The organism is Okibacterium sp. AC114, assembly GCF_979253355.1.
In genome coordinates this window covers 2,395,208-2,418,620 of the sequence record NZ_CEEDBR010000001.1, presented here as the reverse complement: position 1 = coordinate 2,418,620, position 23,413 = coordinate 2,395,208, and the positions used below count along the sequence as shown (strand labels likewise).

Sequence of the window (23,413 nt, the reverse complement as noted above, 5' to 3'; positions counted from 1 at the left end):
AGTTGCTGGCGTGGTCGGCCCGGCTGGCCATGGAAACCCGCTCGTTCAACCTCAAAGGAAGATTTATGAAGAAGTCAACCTCAGCCCTCGCGTCCCTCGTCCTCGCCGGCGGGATCGCCGCCGCCAGCTTCGCGCCCGTGCACGCGGCGCCCGTCTCGCACAGCGCTTTCGGCGCGGCTGCTTCGGCGTCCGTGTCAGCGAACGCCGCTACGACGGCCGCGGCCTCGGCGGCGGCTAACGCCTCGTCCGGCGCCGCTTCGAACGCTGCCGCGTCTGCGTCGTCGCGTGGCACCGGTTCGTCGGTTGGCGTGTCGGGTGCCGCTTCCGCTGCTGCGTCGAATGCTGCGTCGAATGCCGCTTCCGCTGCTGCGTCGAATGCCGCTTCCACTGCTGCTGGTTCCGCGTCGGGCAACGCCAACGGGATTCCGGTGAGCGGTTCGACGTCGGCCGAGAAGGCTGCGGCTGCGAAGGCTGCCGCTGCCAAGGCTGCCGCCGAGAAGAAGGCTGCTGCTGCGAAGGTTGCCGCCGAGAAGAAGGCTGCTGCTGCGAAGGTTGCCGCCGAGAAGAAGGCTGCTGCTGCGAAGGTTGCCGCCGAGAAGAAGGCTGCCGCCGCACAGGCTGCTGCCGAGAAGGCAGCGAAGGACAAGGCGGCCGCAGCACAGCCCGCCCCCACTAAGCCGGTCGTTCCTGCCAAGCCCGTGACCCCGGCGAAACCCGTCACCCCGGCGACCCCCGTCAAGCCCGTCCCCGTCACGAACTCGTCGCAGGGCTGGCTCTCGGGCACGCTCGACGTCGGCAGCAGCGAGGTGGGCGGTGTTCAGGACGGCACCGCCGTCACCGTGCGTCCCGGCGGACGGACTGTGGTGAACGGCGTTGTGGTCGCGCCCGGTCAGTACACGATCGTCAGCGGCAAGCCCGTTCCGGCCAAGAAGTAGGAACGGGCCGTCGCTCGGCGACGGCATCCATTGGTGCGGCCCGCGTCGTTCGCTTCGGCGCGCGATGTGGGCCGCTCGCGCATCGGTGCCGATCGGCCCGGTGATCGAGACGACGATAGGGTAGGAGCGTGAGCTACGAAAACGAAATCGGCGTGTCGAAACGAGCCCGACGCGCGTACGCCTTCGACGACATCGCCGTGGTGCCCTCGCGGCGCACCCGCGACCCCGAAGACGTGTCCGTCACTTGGTCGATCGACGCGTACCAGTTCGGCATCCCGTTCCTGGCCGCGCCGATGGACTCTGTGGTGTCTCCATCCACTGCCATCATGATGGGGCAGCTCGGCGGACTCGGCGTTCTCGACCTCGAAGGTCTGTGGACGCGTTACGAGAACCCCGAGCCCTATCTGGCCGAGATCGCTCAGCTGAGCGCTGCCCAGGCCACATCGCGTATGCAGGAGATCTACTCCGAGCCGATCAAACCCGAGCTCGTCACGGCTCGCCTCGCCGAAATTCGCGCGGCTGGTGTCACGGTCGCCGGCGCGCTGTCGCCGCAGCGCACCCAAGAGCTGTACGAGACGGTCGTCGCGGCCGGTGTCGACCTGTTCGTCATCCGCGGCACCACGGTGTCGGCCGAGCACGTTTCGAAGAACCAAGAGCCGCTCAACCTGAAGAAGTTCATCTACGAACTCGACGTTCCGGTCATCGTGGGTGGGGCATCCACCTACACCGCGGCGCTGCACCTGATGCGCACGGGCGCGGCCGGCGTGCTCGTCGGTTTCGGCGGGGGAGCGGCGTCGACCACACGCGCGACCCTCGGCATCCACGCGCCCATGGCGACAGCTGTCGCCGATGTCGCCGGCGCTCGCCGCGACTACATGGACGAGTCCGGCGGCCGTTACGTGCACGTCATCGCCGACGGTGGCCTCGGCACGTCGGGCGACATCGTCAAGGCCATCGCCTGCGGCGCCGACGCGGTCATGCTGGGCAGCGCCCTCGCGCGGTCGACCGATGCACCCGGTCAGGGCTACCACTGGGGCGCCGAGGCGCACCACTCGAAGCTTCCGCGCGGCAACCGTGTTCCCGTCGAGCAGATCGGCACGCTCGAAGAGGTCCTCTACGGCCCCGCGACGTCGGCCGATGGCACGGCCAACCTGGTCGGCGCGCTGCGGCGTTCGATGGCGACGACGGGCTACTCCGACCTCAAGGAATTCCAGCGCATCGACGTCGTCGTGGCGCCCTACCGCGTGAGCTAACTTCACGTTTCTCGCGCAATCTTCGTGATGCCGGCTCCTTCGGGGGCCGGCATCATGCGTTTTCGGCGGCCTCATACTGTGAGCGGATGTGCGGCACAAGCGCTTGTTCGCATGCCGCGCGCGTATTAGCGTCGGGAACGTGGCCGACATCGCCTGTCGTGGCGGTCACCGATCCGGCGGAAGCGGCAGGCGGTTACCCAGGAGGACTCCGATGGCGCATCCGAATCACGGCCGAGACGACAACGGCAGAACGACGAAGCTCGGGCCGGAGGAACGCGCCCAGGCGATCGCCGCTCTGAAAGAGAAAGAGCTCGACATCCTGGTCGTGGGTGGCGGCATCGTGGGCGCGGGCAGTGCGCTCGACGCCGTGACGCGCGGCCTGTCGACGGGAATTCTCGAGGCCAGGGACTGGTCGTCGGGAACGTCGAGCCGGTCGTCGAAACTGGTGCACGGCGGCATCCGCTATCTCGAGCAGCTCGACTTCCGGCTGGTGCGGGAGGCCCTGACCGAGCGCGGCTTGCTCCTGCAGCGCATCGCGCCGCACCTCGTGAAGCCCGTGCGTTTCCTCTACCCGCTGAAGAAGCGGTTCTATGAGCGTTTCTATATCGGCGCGGGCATGTTGCTCTATGACCTGTTCTCTTACACGGGCGGACGCCCGCCCGGTGTGCCGCACCACCGCCACCTCTCTAAGCGTGGCGTGCAGCGGGCGCTCCCGTCGCTCGCTTCGGACGCGTTCGTCGGCGGGCTCACCTATTACGACGCGCAGGTCGACGACGCGCGCTATGGCGCCTCCGTGGTCCGCACGGCCGCCTACTACGGCGCGCATGCCGCGAGCCGCGTGCGGGTCGAAGGATTCCTCAAGGTCGGCCAGCGGGTCGTCGGCGTCAAGGCGCACGACCTCGAGACGGGTGAGCGATTCGAGGTGCGCGCGAAGCAGGTCGTGAACGCGACGGGTGTGTGGACCGACGACACCCAGTCGATGGTGGGGGAGCGCGGGCAGTTCAAGGTGCGCGCGTCGAAGGGTGTGCACCTCGTGGTGCCGCGCGACCGCTTCCAATCGAACATGGGTCTGCTGCTGCGCACCGAGAAGAGCGTGTTGTTCGTCATCCCGTGGGGCCGGCACTGGCTGATCGGCACGACCGACACGGATTGGCACCTCGACAAGGCGCACCCCGCCGCGACGGCGGCCGACATCGATTACATCCTCGAGCACGTCAACTCGGTGCTCGCGGTGCCGCTGACGCGCGACGATGTCGAGGGTGTCTACGCGGGTCTGCGTCCGCTGCTGGCGGGCGAGAGCGATCAGACATCCAAGCTGTCGCGCGAGCACCTGGTGGCGCATTCGGTGCCGGGGCTCGTGGTGATCGCGGGCGGCAAGTGGACCACGTATCGGATCATGGCCAAGGACGCGGTGGATGCTGCGGCATCCGCTCTCGACGGCAAGATCCCCGAGAGCGTGACCGAGAACGTGGCGCTGCTGGGGGCCGAGGGCTATCAGGCGGCGTGGAACAAGCGCGCGAAGATCGCGAAGGCGTTCGACGTGCACCCCACGCGCGTCGAGCACCTGCTCAACCGCTTCGGGGTGTTGTCGGATGAGGTGCTCGACCTCATCCGCGAACGCCCCGAGTTGAAGGAGCCGCTGCCCGGCGCCGACGACTACCTGCAGGCGGAGGTCGTCTATGCGGCCACACATGAGGGGGCCTTGCACCTCGAGGATGTGCTCGCCCGCCGCACGCGCATTTCGATCGAGGCCTGGGATCGCGGCGTTTCGGCGGCACCGGTCGCGGCCAAGCTCATGCAGGAGGCGCTCGGCTGGGACGATGAGCGCACGCAGCGCGAGATCGACAACTACCTGAAGCGCGTGGAAGCCGAGCGTGCTTCGCAGGAGCAGCCCGACGACGAGTCGGCGGACCGGATCCGTCTGGCGGCGCCCGACATCCAGTCCGGTGCGCACGAATCGGATGTCTCGACGGCCGAGGACCCGCAGCAGCCCGACGAGTCTGCCGCCGAGGCCTCGGCCGACGAGCCGTCGCGCGACGAGGTCACGCACGGCGACACCGACGGCACGGCCGACGACCCGGGCCACGAGAACGACACATCCGGCGTCGAAAAAAGCTAGCTGCACCTGACTCAGGGGCGTGGGAGCGCAGGCGCGCGCCACGCCCCCTTTTCACGCCCAACCGGCACGGGCATCTTTTTCTCGATTTTCCTATTCCAGATGGACTATTCCAGATGAACTATTCCGGATGGAATATTCCAATCGGAACAGTCCTCTCCCGCGACCAGATTGGGCGGAGACCGGGGTAGTTGTGGCGACGGCGAGCGTGAAACCGCGGTATGACATCGCCAGCCGTGACGTCTCGTCTATATTCCAGATGGAATATTCCGGCGGGAATGGTTCAGATGGAATATCTCAGACGCGAAAAAGATGTTCCGTGAGGCTGGTCAGTCGAAGATGCGACGCAGGACGTTGGTGTTGGCGAGATCGACGAGTTCGTCGCCGCGGCCCGAGAGCACGGTGCGGAGCGCGTAGAGCGTGAAGCCGCTCGCCTGCTCGGCCGTGATGGTCGGCGGGATGGACAACTCTTGGCGCGCCGTGACGACGTCGACGAGCGCCGGGCCGTCGTGCTCGAAGGCCTCGCGCAGCGCCTCAGACAGGTCGTTGGGCTTCTCGACGCGAACGCCGTGGATGCCCATGGCCTTCGCGACCTCGGCAAAGTTCGGGTTGACCAGGTCGGTGCCGTAGTTGACGATGCCGGCGGCCTTCATCTCGACCTCGACGAAGTTGAGCGACGAGTTGTTGAAGACGACGATCTTGACGGGCAGCTTGTTCTGCACCAGCGACAGCAACTCGCCCATGAGCATGGTGAGGCCGCCGTCGCCCGCCAGCGCGATGATTTGGCGATCGGGGTGGGATGCCTGTGCGCCCAGCCCCTGCGACACGGCGTTCGCCATGGTGCCGTGGCTGAACGATCCGATGAGGCGGCGCCTGCCGTTCATGTGCAGGTAGCGCGCCGCCCAGGTGACGGGGGAGCCGACATCCGGAATGAAGACGGCATCGTCAGAGGCCAGCTCGTCGATCAGGCGCGTCAGATATTGCGGGTGGATGGGCGAGCGGTTGTGGTCGTTGTCGGCCAGGTCGTCGAGGCCCTTGCGCGACTTCTTGTAGTGCTTGAGGGCGTCCTCGAGGTGAGAACGCTTCTTCTTGCGCTCGACGAGGTTGGTGAGGGCCGCCGCGGTGTCCTTGACGGTTCCGACGAGGCCCAGCGTGAGCGGCGTGCGGCGGCCGAGCTGTTCGCCGCGGACATCCACCTGGATCTTGACGGCCTTCTCGGGGAAGAACTGTTGGTACGGGAAATCGGAGCCCAACACGAGGAGTGTGTCGCACGTCTCCATGGCGCGATAGCCCGACGCGAAACCGAGCAGACCCGTCATGCCGACGTCGAAGGGGTTGTCGTATTCGACATGCTCCTTGCCGCGCAACGCGTGCACGATCGGCGCGCCCAGCGTGTCGGCCAGGGCCAACAGCTCGTCGTGCGCACCCGCGGCTCCCGCTCCGGCCAGAATCGTGACCTTCTCGCCCTTGTTCAAGAGGGCCGCGGCCTCGGCGAGACCCTCGGCCGACGGCAGCACCGAGCTCTGGGTTGGGCGGATCGACACCGTGCGCGGGCTATCGGCCTTCTTCAACAGGATGTCGCCCGGGATCACGATGACCGCGACACCCTTCTTCTCGATGGCCGTGCGCATGGCGATCTCGAGCACACGCGGCATCTGGGCAGGATCGGAGACGAGCTCGCAATAGACGCTGCACTCGCGGAACAGCTCCTGCGGGTGCGTCTCCTGGAAATAGTTCGAGCCGATCTCGGCACTCGGGATGTGGGCGGCGATGGCCAGCACGGGCACCCGAGAGCGGTTCGCGTCGTAGAGCCCGTTGACGAGGTGCGTGTTGCCGGGCCCGCAGCTGGCCGCGCACACGGTCAGCTCACCCGTCAGGGCGGCCTCGGCCGAGGCGGCGAACGCGGCACCTTCCTCATGGCGCACGTGCACCCACTGCAGGTCGCCGTCGGCGCGCAACGCATCGGTGAAGCCGTTGAGCGAATCGCCCGGCAGACCGTAGACGCGTCTCACCCCCGATGCCTTCAGAGTGTCGACGATGTTCGCTGCGATCGTGCCCATGTTTCAGCCCTTCGTGTGCGGATGATTCGTCGGGCGGTCCGCGCTGATCGCCCACCACCATCCGATCACACCGAGCGATCGAATGTGAGGGGTTGCCACGTTATTTTCGACGGCGGGCACGGCGACGGAAGGCCGGGCGGAGGAAAGGGCAGGTGGGCGGCGGAGCGGGCAGGCGGGGCGGCTCGGCTAGGAAGTCGGCGCGACGCGGGCTGCGAAGGGAGCCGTCGACGCGCGCTCGACGAGGCGCACCGGCACGATGGTGGTGCCCGCCGCCGCCGCGTTCTGCTCGATCTCGGCAAGGAGGCGCTGCACGCAGATGCGGCCGACGGCCGAGAAGTCCTGGTGCACCGTCGTGAGTGGAGGCCAATAGGACGAGGACTCTTCGGTGTCGTCGAAGCCCACGACGCTGACGTCGTCCGGCACGGGCCGCCCGGCCTCGTGCAGGGCGCGCAAGACGCCGAGTGCCATCTGATCGTTGGCCGCGAAAATGGCCGTGACGGCCGGGTTCTGCGCCAGCCGCGCCCCGATGCGATAGCCCGACTCTGCAGACCAATCGCCCACGAGCGGTTCGTCGACGGGCGCGCCGACCGCCTCGAGCGACGCGCGCCACGCCTCGGTGCGCCGCGCCGACGAGAACGAGCTCGGCGGGCCGGCCACATGGTGCACGGTCGGGTGTCCGAGCGCCAGAAGGTGCTCTGTGGCGAGCCGGGCGCCCTGACGCTGATCGGTGTCGACCACGGTGTAGGGGTCTGCGGCATCCGAATCGACGATCACGACGGGGATGCCGGCCGGCAACGAGATATCGGCGCGGTCGAGGATGTGTGCCTCGATGATGATGAGGATGCCGTCGACAGCCTGCTCGCTCAAACGCGTGAAGGCACCCGCGACCTCACCCTGGGTCGGATGACTGAGCGGCATGAGCGTGATCGAATAACCCGCCTCGGCCGTGGCCGTCGCGATGGCGTCGAGCGTGCGCATGTTGCCGAAGGTCGAGAGCGTGAACATGATGACGCCGATGGTGCGGAAGCGACCCGTCTTGAGCGCACGAGCGGCGCTATTGGGGCGGTAGCCGACCGCGGCCATGGCGGCCAGCACGCGGTCGCGGGTGTCGGCATCGACGTTCTGGTGACCGTTCGAGACGCGCGACACCGTCTGCGAGGAGACGCCAGCGCGCTTCGCCACATCGGCCATCGAGGGACCGCGCACGCGCGAGGTTGCCGCGCCCAGAGGTGCCGAGGTGGCGTCGTCGACAGGCACTCGAGACCCCCTTCTCGCCGCACTTGACGCGACGCTGTTGTCGTGTAAAGGTGTAACCCACACCCCATGTTTACGTAAACACGCTACCATCAGAACGCAGATGTTTACGCAAACATCGCACCACACCGAAACTCGCTCCCAACGAACCGGATTTCCCATGACGACGCTGTCAGCAGACGCCCCCGCCACCCCGCGGCCGGCCGCTCTCCGGCGAGACAAGCGCAGATGGACGGGATGGGCCTTCGTGGCCCCGTTCCTGGTCGTCTTCGCGCTCGTGCTCGTCGCACCCGTGATCTATGCGATCTACCTCAGCCTCTTCAAAGAGCAGCTGATCGGCGGCAACGCGTTCGTCGGCATCTCGAACTACACGCAGGCCCTCTCCGACCCCAAGTTCTGGGACTCGCTCGGCCGCGTCGCCCTGTTCCTCTGCGTGCAGGTGCCCATCATGCTGGGCCTCGCCCTCTTCGCGGCGCTCGCCATCGACTCGGCGCGCCTCTACCTGTCGTCGTTCTTCCGCATCTCGATCTTCCTGCCCTACGCCGTTCCCGCCGTCGTCGCGACGCTCATGTGGGGCTTCATGTACGGCAACCGCTTCGGCCTCGTCGGAAACGTCAACGACTTCTTCGGCATCCAGCTGCCAGACCCGCTGTCGAACAACTGGGTGCTGCTGTCGATCGGCAACATCGTCACATGGGAGTTCGTGGGCTACAACATGCTCATCTTCTACGCCGCACTGCGCGTCATCTCGACGGACCTCTATGAGGCGGCCGAGCTCGACGGTGCCAGCCAGTGGCGCATCATCCGCAGCATCAAGCTGCCCGCCATCCGTGGTGCCATCGTCATCGCCGGCATCTTCTCGGTCATCGGCAGCTTCCAACTGTTCAACGAGCCGAACATCCTGCAATCGCTGGCGCCCAACACGATCTCGACGTTCTTCACGCCGAACATGTACGCCTACAACCTGTCGTTCTCGGGCCAGCAGTACAACTACTCGGCCGCCATCGCCATCATCATGGGCGTCGTCACCGCCGTGATCGCCTACATCGTGCAGAACTCCGGTTCGCGCAAGGAGAAGTGACGCCATGACCAGCGTGCAACAGGGCGCAGCCCCCGCCCCCTCGAACCAGCCCACCGACAAGATCGACGCCACGACCGGCCGCGTGCGCCCCGCCAGGCGTTCGTCGACCGGCCAGCGCCGCCCGCGTTTCGCCAAACCGCAGGAGGGCGGCTTCCGCAAAAAGCGTTCCGTCTGGCTGACCGTCGTCATGGCCGTCATGCTCGTCTACGCGCTGCTTCCGCTGTTCTGGCTCTTCGTCAACTCGACCAAGACGCAGGACGTGCTCTTCAACTCGTTCGGCCTGTGGTTCTCGGGCGACTTCTCGTTGTTCGCGAACATCGGCGAGACGCTGGCCTACCACGACGGCGAATTCATCCGCTGGTTCGGCAACACCGTGCTCTACGTGGTCGTCGGCGCCGGTGGGGCCACCTTCCTCGCCACACTGGCGGGTTACGGCCTGGCCAAGTACGACTTCCCCGGCAAGAAGGGCGTCTTCGCGGTCGTCCTCGGCGCCGTGGCCGTGCCCGGAACCGCCCTGGCCGTTCCCACGTTCCTCATGTTCAGCCAGCTGGGTCTGACCAACACGCCGTGGGCCATCATCCTGCCCTCGCTCATCAGCCCCTTCGGCCTCTACCTCATCTGGACCTATGCCATCGATTCGGTGCCCACCGAGTTGCTCGAGGCGGCGCGGATGGATGGGGCGGGCGAATTCCGAACCTTCTTCACCATCTCGCTCAAGTTGCTGAGCCCCGGTCTCATCACGGTGTTGCTCTTCACCATGGTCGCCACCTGGAACAACTACTTCCTGCCGCTCATCATGCTGTCCGAGTCGACGTGGTACCCCCTCACGGTGGGTCTCAACCAGTGGAACAACCAGGCCTCCACGGCCGGCGGCGAGGCCATCTACAACCTCGTCATCACGGGCTCGTTCCTCACCATCATCCCGATCGTCATCGCGTTCCTCTTCATGCAGCGCTACTGGCAGTCGGGGCTCGCCGCGGGCAGCGTCAAGCAGTAACGACGACCCGCGGATGTCTCACCCGCAGCACCCTTCACCGCATCACCCGCAACACAGCTCCGCAACCACACCAGAACCCGAACACCGTTTACAACGACGTGAAAGGAAAACGATGAACAGTCGTTTCAAGAAGACCGTCTGGCGCACGCTCGCCACGGCAACTGTCGGCATCGCCGCCGGCGCCTCGCTCGTGGCCTGCTCGTCGGGCCCCGGGGGCTCGGCCGACTCCGGCTCGGCAGAGGACCTCGAGAAGGCCCTGCAGACCGAATCATCCATCACCGTGTGGGCCTGGGCCCCCGCGGTCGAGGACATTGCCAAGGCCTTCGAGGAGAAGTACCCGAAGATCACCGTCAACGTGGAAAACGTCGGCACGGGCAACGACCAGTACACCAAGCTGCAGAACGCGATCAAGGCCGGCTCGGGCGCCCCCGACGTGGCCCAGATCGAGTACTACGCGCTGCCGCAGTTCGCGCTCGGCAACTCGCTCGCCGACCTGTCGAAGTTCGGCTTCGACGACCTGGAAGACAAGTTCACGGCATCGACGTGGAACTCGGTCAACCTGAACGACAAGCTCTACGCGCTGCCGCAGGACTCCGGCCCCATGGCGATGTTCTATCGCAAGGACGTCTTCGACAAGTACGGCATCGCCGTGCCCGAGACCTGGGACCAGTACATCGCGGCCGCGAAGACCATCCACGACGCCGACCCCAACGCCTACATCACCAACGACACGGGCGACGCGGGCTTCACCACGAGCATGATCTGGCAGGCCGGCGGCAAGCCGTACACGGTCGACGGCGAGAACGTGGGCATCAACCTGCAGGACGAGGGCTCGAAGAAGTGGGCCGATACCTGGAACCAGCTGGTCGAGGGCGGCTACGTGGCCCAGACCTCCTCCTGGAGCGACGAATGGTTCCGCGGCCTGTCCGACGGCTCGATCGCCACGCTCATCATCGGCTCGTGGATGCCCGGCAACCTCGAAGGCCAGGCCCCCGACGGCTCCGGCCAGTGGCGCGTCGCCCCCATGCCCCAGTACGAGGCCGGGGGAACCGCGACGGCCGAGAACGGTGGCGGTGGAGACGCCGTGCTCGAGCAGTCGAAGAACAAACTCGTCGCCGCAGCCTTCCTGAAGTACATGAACGCCGAAGAGGGCACGCAGATCTCGATCGACAAGGGCGGCTTCCCGTCGACCAACGCCGACCTCGAGTCTGACGAATTCCTCGGCTACGAGAGCGAGTACTTCGGCGGCCAGAAGATCAACGAGGTCTTCGCCGACTCGGCCAAGAACGTCGTCAAGGGATGGCAGTACCTGCCCTTCCAGGTCTACGCCAACAGCATCTACAACGACACCGTCGGCCAGGCCTACGCCAACAAGTCCGACCTCAACGAGGGTCTGACCGCCTGGCAGAAGGCCTCGGCCAGCTACGGCTCCGAGCAGGGCTTCACGGTCTCCGAGAAGTAGCTCGCCCGAGTCAGAACGACCAGATGGCGGGCGGATCCCCCCTCCGCCCGCCATCTCCTTCCCCCTCGAAAGGTTCCCCGTGCTCACCGCCTCGCTGCGCCTGAACACCCGCACCCCCATCGCCCCCGTCAACCCGCGACTCTTCGGCTCGTTCGTCGAGCACATGGGCCGCGCGGTCTACACGGGCATCTTCGAACCCGGCCACGAGACGGCGGATGCTCGGGGCTTCCGTTCCGACGTCGCCGACCTCGTGCGCGAGCTCGGCGTCAGCATCGTGCGCTACCCGGGCGGCAACTTCGTCTCGGGTTTCAAGTGGGAAGACAGCGTGGGACCGGTCGACGAACGACCCGTGCGATTGGATGCCGCGTGGCACTCGATCGAGACGAACCGCGTCGGCATCCACGAGTTCGCCGCCTGGGCCGCATCGGCGGGAGTCGAGGTCATGCAGGCCGTGAACCTCGGCACCCGCGGCGTCGCCGAAGCCGCAGAACTGCTCGAATACTGCAACATTCCGCGCGGCACCGCGTTGAGCGATGCCCGCCGGGCCAACGGGGCCGACGAGCCCTTCGACATCCGCGTCTGGTGCCTCGGCAACGAGATGGACGGCCCCTGGCAGATCGGCCACAAGACGGCCGACGAATATGGCCGCCTCGCCGCCGAGACCGCGCGCCTCATGCGCTTCGTCGACCCGCGCATCGAGCTGGTGGCGGCGGGTTCGTCGAACGCCGATATGCCCACGTTCGGCAGCTGGGAGCGCACGGTGCTGACGCACACGGCCGGGCTCGTCGACCACATCTCGGTGCACGCCTATTACGAGGAACTGGATGGCGACGCCGACAGCTTCCTGGCCTCGGCCGTGGGGCTCGACCGCTACCTCGACGAGGTCGCCCAGATCATCGACGAGGTGCGCGCCGAGGCCGGCATCGAGCGGCCCATCGGCATCAGCGTCGACGAGTGGAACGTCTGGTACCAGACGCGTTTCAACGAGGTCGACAAGGAACCCCTGCTGACCGGGGAGTGGAACGAGGCGCCGCGTCTGATCGAGGACGAGTACGGCGTGACCGATGCCGTGGTCGTCGGCTCGCTGCTGAACTCGCTGCTGCGCCACGGCGACCGCGTGTCGATGGCCAACCTCGCGCAGCTCGTCAACGTGATCGCGCCCATCCGCTCCGAACCCGCCGGGCCCGCCTGGCGGCAGACCACCTTCCACCCGTTCGAGCGCACGGCGCGGTTCGCGCGCGGCGAGATCCTCGCGGTGGATGTCTCGGGCGCACCTGCCGTGGAAACGACGAAGTACGGCGCCGTTCCCGTCGTCGATGCCGCGGCGACGCGCGACGGCGACGACGTCGTGCTGTTCCTCGTGAACCGGTCGACGACCGAGGAGCTCACCCTGAGCGTCGAGATTCCGGATGTCGCGGGGCTCGCGCTCGTCGACGCCGAGACGTTGACCGTGCCGGACGGATTAGACCGGCACGCCTCGAACACGGCGACCGAACCGGCGCGCGTGGGGCTCGTGCCGCTCGCGGGCGTCAAGGTTTCTTCGGAGTCCGCGTCGGAGGCCGCTTCGGCTGCCGCTGGAACCGCCTCTGTCTCGGCCAGCCTGCCCGCGCTCTCCTGGTCGATCATCCGCCTGGCCGCGACCGCCGCTGCCGAAACGCTTCCCGCCGCGACATCCGCTGCCGCATCATCCGCCTCTCCGTCGTCCGACGCTTCGGACGCACCGACATCTTCCCTGGGGGACACCCGTGCCTGACTTCCGCATCGGCGAGACCGACTTCGAGCTCGACGGTCAGCCGTTCCGCGTGCTCGCCGGCGCGCTGCACTACTTCCGTGTGCACCCCGAACAGTGGGCCGACCGCATTCACAAGGCCAAGCTCATGGGCCTCAACACCATCGAGACCTACGTGCCGTGGAACCTGCACGAGCCGAACCCCGGCCACTTCGACCTGACGGGCCGCCTCGACCTCGAACGCTTCCTGCAGCTCATCGCCGACGCGGGCATGTACGCCATCGTGCGCCCGGGCCCCTACATCTGCGCCGAGTGGGACAACGGCGGCCTGCCCGCCTGGCTGTTCCGCGACGAGGCCGTGGGTGTGCGCCGCTTCGAGCCCCTCTACATGGCCGAGGTGGAGCGCTACTTCGACCGCGTGCTGCCCATCGTCGAACGCGCGCAGATCTCGCACGGCGGCCCCGTCATCCTCGTGCAGATCGAGAACGAATACGGTGCCTACGGCGACGACAAGCAGTACCTCGAGGCGCTCGTCGCCCTCAACCGCGCCCACGGCATCACGGTTCCGCTGACGACCATCGACCAGCCCACCGACGAGATGCTCGCAAACGGCAGCCTGCCGGGCCTCCACAAGACCGGATCGTTCGGGTCGCGCGCCACCGAGCGTCTCGCCACGCTGCGCCGTCATCAACCCACCGGCCCCCTCATGTGCGCCGAGTTCTGGAACGGCTGGTTCGACTTCTGGGGCTCGCACCACCACACCACGCCGGCCGCCGAAGCCGCGCGCGAGCTCGACGAGCTGCTCGCCACTGGGGCATCCGTCAACCTGTACATGTTCCACGGCGGCACCAACTTCGGTTTCACCAACGGTGCCAACGACAAGGGCGTCTATCAGCCCACCGTCACGAGCTACGACTACGACGCCCCGCTCGACGAGGCCGGCAACCCGGGCCCCAAGTTCTGGGCGTTCCGCGACGTGATCGCGAAGTACGCGCCGGTTCCCGACGAGGTTCCGGATGCCGCGACCCCCGCTCCGTCGTTCCGAGCCCCGCTCGACGCCGTCGTCCCCTTCTGGCAGGTCGCCTCGGCGCTCGGCGAGAGCGTGCCGCACCGCAGCATCCCGACCTTCGACCAGGTGGAGCACTACACGGGCTTCGGCGTCTACTGCACCGAGATCGACTTCCGCGGCACCGGGCGCGCGCCCGTCCTGACCATCGGCGAGGTGCGCGACCGCGCGCTCGTCTACCTGAACCGCCAGCCCGTCGGTGTGCTGTCTCGCGACAACCACGACCGCGCGCTCGGCCTCCCGTTCGAGGCCTCGGGCACGCTCGAGATCCTCGTCGAAGACCAGGGTCGCGTGAACTACGGGCACCGTATCGGCGAGGACAAGGGCCTGATCGGGCCCGTCACGATCGACGGTCACGCGCACGAGCGCTGGGAGTTGCAGCCGCTCGGGCTCGGCGACCTGGCGCCCGTGTCCGAGGCGTTCGCGCGGTCAGCGGCACCCGACCCCGACGCATCCGCCATCGCCGGCCCCGCGTTCGTGCGCGCCACCGTCGAGCTCGACGCCCCGACCGACCTGTTCCTCGACACGACCACGCTCGGCAAGGGTGTGGCCTGGGTGAACGGTTTCAACCTCGGCCGCTACTGGCGCCGAGGCCCGCAGAACACGCTCTACGTGCCCGCCTCGACCCTCGTGCCCGGCGCCAACGAGATCGTGCTCTTCGAACTGCACGCCATCCCCGACGCGACCCTCACCTTCGTGAGCGCCGCCGACCTCGGACACACCGAGTTCTAGATCTCCGCGGGCCGGCCACGGTCGGCCCGCGGAACCAACCCCGAAGTACGACATACCCGCAGCACTGAAACATCCGCACCACCCGCATGACCCGATGCACCCTCATCACACGCAATGAAGCGAAAGGGCACGTCCTATGACAGCACGAACACCCCGGGGGCGCCGACTCCGGCGCACCGTCTCGATGGCACTGACGGGCGCGCTCGCCGCGTCCGGTGTCGCCCTCGCCGGAGCGGGTGCGCACGCAGCGCCCGCGGCGACGGCGCCGGCCCAGGCCGTCTCCTCCCAGGCAGCCGTGGCCGCGGCATCCGCGACGAAGACGATCACGCCGGACCCGTCCTACCAGCAGCCCGAATTCGAGGGCTGGGGAACAAGCCTCGTCTGGTTCGCCAACGCCACGGGCGACTACCCCGACGAGGTGCGCAACAAGCTCGCCGACATGGTCTTCGGAAAAGACGGCCTCAACCTCAACATCGCGCGCTACAACGTGGGCGGCGGCGACGCGCCCGAGACGCGCTCCTACCTGCGCCCGGGCGGCGACGTCGAGGGCTGGTGGAAACGCCCAGCCGGTCTCGACCAGAACGCGCGTGACTGGTGGAACCCCGACGATGACAGCATGTGGAACTTCGACGCCGACCCCACGCAGCGCTGGTGGGTGCAGGCCGCCAAGGCCCGCGGCGTCGACAAATGGGAGACGTTCTCGAACTCGCCGCCCTACTTCATGACCAACAGCGGCGTGGTCTCGGGCGCCGTCGACAAGAACGCCGACCAGATGCGGGCGGCCGACATCGACGACTTCGCGGCCTACATGGCCCGCGCCACCGAACACCTCGAAGACGCCGAGGGCATCACGGTCGACACGATCGACCCCCTCAACGAGCCGTGGAATGGGTACTGGACCGCCTACGGGCGACAGGAGGGCGCGAACATCCCGCCCGCCACGCAAGAGAAGATCTTCGCCGCGCTGGCGAAGGCCCAGGCGAAGTACGACAGCGACTCGAAGATCTCGGGCATGGACGAGACCAACCCGGGCCGGTTCGCCAGCACGTGGAACGGTTACGCCGACGCCACCAAGAACCTCATCGAACAGCTCAACGTGCACACCTACGGCACGGGTCAGCGCACGAGCGTGCGCGACATCGCCAAGGCCGCCGACAAACCGCTCTGGATGAGCGAGGTCGAGGGCTCATGGGGCAACGGTCAGAACTTCGAGTCGATGGCCCCGGGCCTCGGCATGGCCGGTCGCATCACCGACGACCTGCGCGAACTGGAGCCGTCGGCCTGGGTGTTCTGGCAGCCCGTCGAGGACTACGACAACATGACGCCCGCCGCCGAGAACGCCAACTGGGGAAGCATCCAGCTGCCCTTCAACGGCAACGAGACGGGCGACTACACGATTCGCACGAACACCAAATACAACACGGTGCGCAACTACACGCACTACATCGAGCCGGGTGACCACATCGTCGGCGTCAACGACACCAAGACGACGGCCGCGATCGACGGGGATGGCTCGGGCGCGACGCTCGTCTCCATCAACGATGCGACGGCCCCCAAGACCGTGGCCATCGACCTGACGAAGTTCGCCTCGACCGCGGGCGCCACCGTGACGCCCATCGTGACCGACGCGTCGGGCGCGCTCGTGGCGCAGCCCGCCATCCCCGTGACCGACGGATCGGCCACCGTCACGCTGCCGGCCGCCTCCGTCACGACCCTCGTGGTCGACGGTGTCTCGGGTGTCGCCGACGACGCGAGCGTCTTCACCGACCGCGGCGTCTACCAGCTGACGAGCGCCCACGCCTCGAAGGCCCTGTCGGCCACCGCCGGGAAGGTCACGCAGGAGAACGTCGACCAGACGAAGGGCGCGCAGCACTGGCGCGTCGAGAAGCTGACCGACGGCGTCTCGAACCGCGAGGAATACCGCGTGCTCAACGTGGCGAGCGGACAGGCCCTGTCGGCCTCGTCGCGCACGGCTCTGACCACCGCGGCCACCGCTGAAAACGCGGGCACGCAGCCCGCCGCCTCGCGCTGGATCCTGTCGACGACGGGTGACGGCAGCTACACGTTCGTGAACAAGGCATACGGCACGCTGCTCGACGTGGGCGGTCAGTCGACGGCGGCCGGAGCATCCGTGGGTCTGTGGACGGGATCGTCGGCCGACAACCAGCGCTTCGTCGTGTCTGACCTGTCGCTGTCGGATGTCGCCCCCGTGCGCGTCTTCACGGCACCCGGCGTGACTCCCGCGCTGCCCGAGACGGTTTCGGCCACGCAGGCTTCCGGTGCAACGGCGCAGGTGCCCGTTGTGTGGACCACCGACGGGGTCGACTTCTCGGCCACCGGCGTCGTCACCGTGTCAGGTGTCGCGACGGGGCCCGCGGGGGACACGCGCGACGTGACCGCCGAGGTGGTCGTCGGAACGCTCGCCTCCACACTGCCCGCCCGCGCCAAGACCTGGCTGGGGCACGAACCCGAGCTGCCCTCCACCGTCACCGCCGTGACGGAGGGCGGCGAACAGGTCGACGTGGCCGTCACATGGGACCTCGACGAGATCGCCGCCGACGCCTGGGGCACCGTCGGAACCGTGACCGTTGCGGGCGCGACGACCGCGGGCTCGGTGCCCGCGACCGTGCGCGTGCAGGTCACGAACCCGTCGCTCGTGAACGTGGCGCTCGCGCCGAACGGCACGCCCACGGCATCCTTCAGCGGACAGTGGGACAAGGTGACCAACGTGAACGACGGCGTGGTCGACTCGAACCGCTGGACGAACTGGGTGTCTGGCCAGTGGCGCCCGAGCGACTGGGTGCAGATGGATCTCGCCACCGAGACCACCATCGACCACGTCACGCTGCGCTTCTACAACGACAACGGCGGAACCCTGCCGGCCGACACCGTGCAGCTGAGCTGGTGGGATGCCGCGGCCTCGGCCTGGGTGCCCGTCAACGCCCAGCCCACCACGGTGACCGAGGATGTCTTCGAGCTCGCCACCCCGGTGACGACGTCGAAGCTGCGCGCCACCATGACGGCTCGCGCCAACGCGTGCATCGCGCTGTCGGAGTTCGAGGTGTGGGCACCCGGTGCGCCCGGTGTCGGAACCGATGCGACGCTCGATCAGTTGACCGTGAACGGTGAGGTCGTTGCCGGGTTCGATGCCGAGACGCTCGAGTACCGGGTGCCGATCGCGGCGCTGACCGAGGGCGCGGATGCGGCAGCCGATGCCGCTCCGGCCGCGGGGGTGTCGTCGGCCGCGGGTTCGAGCGCTGTCGCCGTCGCCGCCGTTCCGGCTTCGCGGTTCTCCGCGCTCGCGGTTGCCGCCGAAGCACCCGTTTTGGGTGCACGCTCGGCCGACCCGTATGCGACCGTGTCGATCGCGCAGCCCGATGCGGCCGCCGCCGAACCCGTCGGAACCGTGACGGTCGCCGCCGAGAACGGTGAGGCGTCGTCGACCTATACGGTTCGTTTCGTGGCCGATGCCGTGGAGCCGGTCGACCCGACCGACCCGACCGGCCCGGGTGCCGGCGGCGGTACGCCCGCTCCCGGCACGCCCGGTGCGGGGAGCGGTTCTGGTTCTGGCGCTGGTTCGGGTTCCGGGGCCGGAACGGCCAACGGTTCGAACTGGCTCGCGAACTCGGGTGCGCAGGTGGGCGGCTTCGCTGCCCTCGGCGCGCTGCTGCTCGCGGCCGGCGCGGCGCTCGTCGTCGTGCGTCGACGCCGCGCGGGTTCGACCAGTGCAGGTTCGACAAGCGCGGAGTAGCTGAGACGGGTGCGGGTCGTTCGTCGGCCCGCACCCGCTCCTCGCCCTCTGCACCTCTTTTCTCCTTCCACACCGACGTGAAAGCGATTCAATGACCTCTCGTTCCTTCAAGCGGCCGTGCGCGGCCGCCCTCGCCCTCGCCGGGGGTCTCCTCCTGGCCACGGGCCCGGTCTCGGCGGCGCTCGCCGCGGCCGCCCCGACTCCGTCGGCTACTGCCGGCGATTCCGCACCCACCCCTGTGGCCTGGGGCTCCTCGGCCGTGCCCGCCGAGCTCGCCACAGCATCGGGTGCTGGCCTCGCAGCCGGCCTCGACCACACCCTCTTCCTCGCCGCCGACGGTGGCGTGGCGGCCTGGGGCGCGAACGGTTTCGGCCAAGCATCCGTGCCCGCCGCGCTCGCCGACCGCACCGTGACGCAGATCGCGGCCGGCGCCAACCACTCCCTCGCTCTCACGGCCGAGGGCGACGTCGTGGCCTGGGGCCGCGATGGCGACGACCAGACCGACGTGCCATCCGCGGCCACGCGTGTGCTGCAGATCGCCGCCGGCGGCTCCAACTCGCTCGCCGTGCTCGAAAACGGCTCCCTCGTGGCCTGGGGTGACAACGGCTTCGGCCAGAACGACGTCCCCGCCGCGCTCGACGGCGAAACGGTCACGAGCGCGGCCATCGGCTCGGGCTTCACGCTCGCCGCCACCGCCGACGGGGATGTCGTGGCCTGGGGTCGCTCCGATGTGGGCCAGCTCGAGGTTCCCGACGCCCTCGCCGACGAAGAGGTCGTGCAGGTCGCGGCCGGCACCGACCAGGCGCTCGCGCTCACCGACGACGGTCGCGTCTTCGCCTGGGGTGGAGATGCCTTCGGCCAGGCGGATGCGCCGGCCACCGTCACCGCGCCCGGATCCGACATCGCGGCCCTCGCCGCGGGGCCGTACTTCTCGGCGGCACTGACGGCCGACGGCGAGGCCATCGCGTGGGGCAAACAGGATGCCCGCGCGGCCGACCTGCCGGACGGACCCCTCGCCGCGATCGCCGCCACCGAAACGGGTGCTACGGCTCTCGCCGGCGCTGCACCTGCTCTCGGTGTGGCACCGGGAGGCGCGGGCAACACGCCCGAGTCTCTCCCCGGCGAGCCGACGACGCCCACCGAACCCGGCCAGCCCGGCACACAGCCCGGCGCACAGCCCGGCGCCGGCGCGGGCTCCGGCTCCGGAACGGGCGCCGGCACGGGCGCCGGAACGACCATCGGTTCGGGAACGAACGGCTCGAGCCCCGGAGGCCTCGCGCTCTCGGGCGTCGACCTCGCCACGATGCTCGCGCTCGCGGTCGCCATCCTCGGTGCCGCGACCGGTCTGCTCGTCGCCGTCCGCCGTTCGCGCCACGCAGTTTCGTCGGCAAGTGCAGCGTCGTTCCTCGACGAGGATCCAGCCTCTGCCCCCTCCGCGCCGGTCGGAGCCACCTCAGCAGACGCCGAGACGGCAGCCGCCGCATCCGAACCCCGCCGCTCTCGCAACCCCAAGCTGCGTCGCACCCTCGGCCGCGGCGCCGCGCTCACCACGGCCCTCGGGCTCGCGGTCACGGGTTCCCTCGTCGCCCAGCCGCCCACAGCGGCCGATGCCGCCCCGCTCGCGCCCACCTACCCGAGCCCCACCCTGCAGCAGTTGGTCGACAACGACTTCGTGCTCTACTTCGTCAACGCGGGAACGGCCAACCCCGGCGCGGTGTCGCCCGGCGACCACATCGGCCTCTTCCAGAAGAAGACCGACCAGCCCTACGGCGTCGACCAGACCACGGGCGGCAGCTGGGGCTTTGTGTCCGACGCCAACAGCACGCCGACCGCCAACGATTCGGCCGGCACCGACAAGACGGCCTCGCTGCGCTACGACAAACCGCCGACCGGCGCCAAGCTCGACACGCGTTCCGTCGACTACGCCTTCGACCTTCCCGAGGGTTCGTATGACGTGAGCTTCGGCTTCCAGCTGCCCTCCGGCTGGACGAACCGCGACGTCGACCTGCGGGCAGAGGGCCGCAGCCTCGAACAGGTCAACGCGCCATGCGGAAGCCTGCTCGAGCGCACCTACACGGTCGAGGTCACCGACGGCACGCTCGACCTCGAGGTGCACAGCCCAGCCGGCCGCACCAACGCCTACACCGATCCGGCCGTCAACTACCTGATCGTGCGCGCGCCGAAGACCTACGGCGCCGAGCTGCTGGCCGAGAAGATCCGCACCGTCACCCTGGGCGCCGCTCAGCGCGAGGGCTATGCGGATGACTCGCTCGCCGCCCTCGACGCCGAGATCGCCCGCGCGCAGAAGCTCGTGACCGACGGCTCGACCGACACCGCCGCCATCCGGGCCTCGTATGACGCCCTCGGCTCGGCGTTCCTGGCGCTCCGCCCGCTCATCACCTACGACTCGTTCCGCCCGGGACAGGCGTGGGTCGACGACAACGGAAACCCGATCCAGGCTCACGGCGGACAGGTCGTGCCGTCGAAGGACGCCGACGGCCGCACGCTCTACTACTGGTACGGCGAGGACCGCTGGAACGGGTACTCGGCAAGCCGCGGTGTGCACGTCTACTCGTCGTACGACCTCTACAACTGGCACGACGAGGGTCTCGCCCTGCAGGCCATGTCGGCGCCCGGCCAATTCGAGGACGACGCGTACTTCGCCGAGCTCTACGCCGACTACACGGCGGAGCAGAAGGCCGCCGTCTACCGCGACCTCGGAACGGTGCAGACCGACCCGAACGTGAACGCCGCCATCCTCGAACGCCCCAAGGTGATCTACAACGAGAGCACCGACCAGTGGGTGCTATGGGTGCACGCCGACGGCCCGAGCGCGACGTCCAACGCGCAATACGCCAAGGCGAACGCGGGCGTCGCGGTGTCGGATTCGCCAACGGGCCCGTTCCGCTACGTCGACAGCTACCGGCTGAACGTGGCCCCAGAAGGTGAGCCGAACTATCAGCCCGACAGCCCCGGGATGGCGCGCGATATGAACCTCTTCGTCGACACCGACAAGACCGGTTACATCATCTACGCCAGCGAAGAAAACCTCACGCTGTTCGTCTCGAAACTGAGCTCGAACTACATGTTCCTCTCGACATCCGTGGAGAAAGCCGAAAAGGGTGTCGACTTCACCCGCGCCTACATCGGCGGACAACGTGAGGCCCCGGCCGTGTTCCTCTACCAGGGCACGTACTACCTGATCACGTCGGGGGCCACAGGCTGGAACCCGAACCCGGCGAAATACGCCACGGCGACGAGCATGCTGGGGGAGTGGACCGACAAGGGCAACCCGGCGACGGGTCCCACGGCATCCACCACGCACGGCAGCCAGTCGACATCGGTCATTCCGATCGACCCGGCCGCGGGAAAGTTCATCTACATGGGCGACCGGTGGACGCCCAACGACCTGAAGAACGCGCCCGCCGTCTGGCTGCCGCTCGAATTCGGCGAGCAGGGCCAGCTGTCGCTCAACTGGTATGACGAGTGGACGCTCGACGACCTCGAGGGTAAGGGCTCGGTGAGCGTCGACCTCGAACTCCCGGCGACCGTGACACTGGGGGATGCGGCGAGCCTGCCGACCTCCGCCACCGTTACGTCGTCGGGCGTCACGTCGACGCGCGGCGTCACCTGGGCCGCGGGATCCCTCGACGTGCCCGGCCCCGTCACGCTCACGGCATCCATCGACGGCATCGCCAAACCCATCACCCGCCAGACGATCGTCGTGCCGAAGGGCCTGCGCTACCTGGTGGATGCCGGGGGCGCCGCTTCACCCGAATACGACGCCATCCGTGCCGCCGTCGCCGACCAAACGCCCCTGCTGAACTCGACGTTCGATCAGCAACTCGCCGCCGACCCGGCGACGGGTCTCCGCTGGGGCAGCACCAACCCGGCCACGGGCACGAACACGGGGTCGCTGTTCGAGTCGCTGCGCTACGTCTCGGCCACGGCACCCGACAAGCGCCTCGGCTACCGCTTCGAGGGTCTGGATGCCGGCAGCTACGACGTCTATGTGGGCCTCTACGACCCGTGGTCGCAGTGGGCCAAGAACCGCCGCGCAGCCATCGCGGTCAACGGCGATCAGGTGGTCGCGGCCCAACCCATCACGGGCCAGAACACGGTCGCGTCGCTCACGAACCGCGCCGTCGCGGCCGACGGCTCCCTCGACCTGACGCTCACCCCGGTGGGCTCGGGCGACGGCACCGACGTGCAACTCAGCTGGATCATGATCGTCCAGCGCTAGCGCGCCGCGCGAATAGTCAGGGGTAGGTGCGATGTCGGCACCTACCCCTTTCGCTTGCCGTTCTCGGTGAACTATCAGTATGAGAAATACTCACCAGGAAAGGTGGAGGTATCAAAATTCGACGTCGAATAGGAGATCCACATGAAGCCTTCGCTCATCTTGATAGGCGCATCGTCGCCACTCATCGAGGTCTTTTGCCGAGCTACCGCCTCTGCGGTTGAACATGGTTACTGCCGATGAGTATCCGCACGCTTTTTGCCGCCGACAGCCGTCGAGCCGTGTCGGCTACACCGGGGCGTCGACTCGCCTCGCTCGGGTCGTTCATTCTTCTAGCCGGCGGCGCGGTCCTCCTGGGGCAGCACGTTTCGCCCTGGGTGTGGCCGGGCCTGGTTCTCATCGACATCCTGATTTTCGCCGTTCTCGGAAACCGGTGGGCCGATCAGGATGCTCACCGAGCCGCTGCGTTAAAACGGCAGGACCGCGCATGAGTGGCCAGTTTTCGTGATGAAGTCCAGCTGGCTCCGACTGGTCGGTCGTCTTTTCATATCAGCTTCGGTAGCAACGTTGCCCTTGCTCGTCGTCTGCGCTGTGACAGTGGAGGTATGGCCACGGTGGGCTGCGCTCGTGGTTAGTGTCTTCGTTCTTGCGGCGATGATGCGGGTGACGTGAGTCTTCGAGCCGTAAGGCGGCGAAACACCAGGCCTAGCGGTTCCTTCCGCAGAGAGGCGGGTCGG

At 67.9% G+C, this 23,413-nt stretch carries 12 protein-coding genes; 10 read left to right on the top strand and 2 right to left on the bottom strand.

What is annotated here, in order from left to right; genetic code table 11:
• The first annotated feature begins 65 nt into the window (after positions 1–65).
• The 3 genes from ACZ6IE_RS11150 to ACZ6IE_RS11140 all read left to right on the top strand — a co-directional run bounded on the left by ACZ6IE_RS11150 (position 66) and on the right by ACZ6IE_RS11140 (position 4,307).
• On the top strand, positions 66–935 hold the full coding sequence (locus ACZ6IE_RS11150; RefSeq protein ID WP_464608012.1) for a hypothetical protein: 870 nt from the start codon (positions 66–68) through the stop codon (positions 933–935).
• A gap of 128 nt (positions 936–1,063) precedes the next feature.
• Complete coding sequence (locus tag ACZ6IE_RS11145) at positions 1,064–2,188, top strand: GuaB3 family IMP dehydrogenase-related protein (protein ID WP_464608011.1); 1,125 nt, start codon at positions 1,064–1,066, stop codon at positions 2,186–2,188.
• Positions 2,189–2,399: 211 nt separating this feature from the next.
• Positions 2,400–4,307, top strand: coding sequence for a glycerol-3-phosphate dehydrogenase/oxidase (locus ACZ6IE_RS11140; protein WP_464608010.1), 1,908 nt, complete (start codon positions 2,400–2,402; stop codon positions 4,305–4,307).
• Positions 4,308–4,633: 326 nt separating this feature from the next.
• Here the strand turns inward: ACZ6IE_RS11140 and poxB are convergent, their stop codons facing one another.
• Entirely contained in the window at positions 4,634–6,364 is a 1,731-nt protein-coding gene (gene poxB / locus ACZ6IE_RS11135) for a ubiquinone-dependent pyruvate dehydrogenase (RefSeq protein ID WP_464608009.1), read from the bottom strand.
• 186 nt (positions 6,365–6,550) lie between these two features.
• On the bottom strand, positions 6,551–7,555 hold the full coding sequence (locus tag ACZ6IE_RS11130; protein WP_464608630.1) for a LacI family DNA-binding transcriptional regulator: 1,005 nt from the start codon (positions 7,553–7,555) through the stop codon (positions 6,551–6,553).
• A 223-nt stretch (positions 7,556–7,778) separates the two neighbouring features.
• Between ACZ6IE_RS11130 and ACZ6IE_RS11125 the strand changes: the two genes are divergently transcribed.
• The 7 genes from ACZ6IE_RS11125 to ACZ6IE_RS11095 all read left to right on the top strand — a co-directional run bounded on the left by ACZ6IE_RS11125 (position 7,779) and on the right by ACZ6IE_RS11095 (position 22,679).
• Positions 7,779–8,699 (top strand): carbohydrate ABC transporter permease, encoded by a 921-nt coding sequence (locus ACZ6IE_RS11125; protein ID WP_077055136.1) that lies wholly within the window; start codon positions 7,779–7,781, stop codon positions 8,697–8,699.
• A 4-nt stretch (positions 8,700–8,703) separates the two neighbouring features.
• Entirely contained in the window at positions 8,704–9,696 is a 993-nt protein-coding gene (locus ACZ6IE_RS11120; RefSeq protein WP_077055137.1) for a carbohydrate ABC transporter permease, read from the top strand.
• Positions 9,697–9,808: 112 nt separating this feature from the next.
• Positions 9,809–11,158 carry an ABC transporter substrate-binding protein gene (locus ACZ6IE_RS11115; RefSeq protein ID WP_464608008.1) on the top strand — a complete coding sequence of 450 codons (1,350 nt, stop codon included), beginning with the start codon at positions 9,809–9,811 and terminating at the stop codon, positions 11,156–11,158.
• Between the two features lie 79 nt (positions 11,159–11,237).
• Positions 11,238–12,911 (top strand): arabinosylfuranosidase ArfA, encoded by a 1,674-nt coding sequence (gene arfA, locus ACZ6IE_RS11110; protein WP_464608007.1) that lies wholly within the window; start codon positions 11,238–11,240, stop codon positions 12,909–12,911.
• The gene (locus ACZ6IE_RS11105) at positions 12,904–14,685 is read left to right on the top strand and encodes a glycoside hydrolase family 35 protein (protein ID WP_464608006.1); all 1,782 of its coding nucleotides are present in this window, start codon (positions 12,904–12,906) and stop codon (positions 14,683–14,685) included. Before arfA ends, ACZ6IE_RS11105 begins: the two co-directional genes overlap by 8 nt.
• A gap of 136 nt (positions 14,686–14,821) precedes the next feature.
• Positions 14,822–18,436, top strand: a complete 3,615-nt coding sequence (locus ACZ6IE_RS11100; RefSeq protein ID WP_464608005.1) for a glycoside hydrolase — start codon at positions 14,822–14,824, stop codon at positions 18,434–18,436.
• 91 nt (positions 18,437–18,527) lie between these two features.
• A complete protein-coding gene (locus ACZ6IE_RS11095) occupies positions 18,528–22,679 on the top strand; it encodes a hypothetical protein (RefSeq protein ID WP_464608004.1) in 4,152 nt (1,383 codons plus the stop codon).
• The last annotated feature ends 734 nt before the right edge of the window (positions 22,680–23,413 follow it).

Coding starts and splice junctions, on each gene's coding strand:
- poxB (WP_464608009.1), bottom strand. CDS start 6,364: ATGGGCACGATCGCAGCGAACATCGTCGACACTCTGAAGGCATCGGGG.
- ACZ6IE_RS11120 (WP_077055137.1), top strand. CDS start 8,704: ATGACCAGCGTGCAACAGGGCGCAGCCCCCGCCCCCTCGAACCAGCCC.
- ACZ6IE_RS11095 (WP_464608004.1), top strand. CDS start 18,528: ATGACCTCTCGTTCCTTCAAGCGGCCGTGCGCGGCCGCCCTCGCCCTC.
- ACZ6IE_RS11100 (WP_464608005.1), top strand. CDS start 14,822: ATGACAGCACGAACACCCCGGGGGCGCCGACTCCGGCGCACCGTCTCG.
- ACZ6IE_RS11140 (WP_464608010.1), top strand. CDS start 2,400: ATGGCGCATCCGAATCACGGCCGAGACGACAACGGCAGAACGACGAAG.
- ACZ6IE_RS11125 (WP_077055136.1), top strand. CDS start 7,779: ATGACGACGCTGTCAGCAGACGCCCCCGCCACCCCGCGGCCGGCCGCT.
- ACZ6IE_RS11150 (WP_464608012.1), top strand. CDS start 66: ATGAAGAAGTCAACCTCAGCCCTCGCGTCCCTCGTCCTCGCCGGCGGG.
- ACZ6IE_RS11115 (WP_464608008.1), top strand. CDS start 9,809: ATGAACAGTCGTTTCAAGAAGACCGTCTGGCGCACGCTCGCCACGGCA.
- ACZ6IE_RS11130 (WP_464608630.1), bottom strand. CDS start 7,555: ATGGCCGATGTGGCGAAGCGCGCTGGCGTCTCCTCGCAGACGGTGTCG.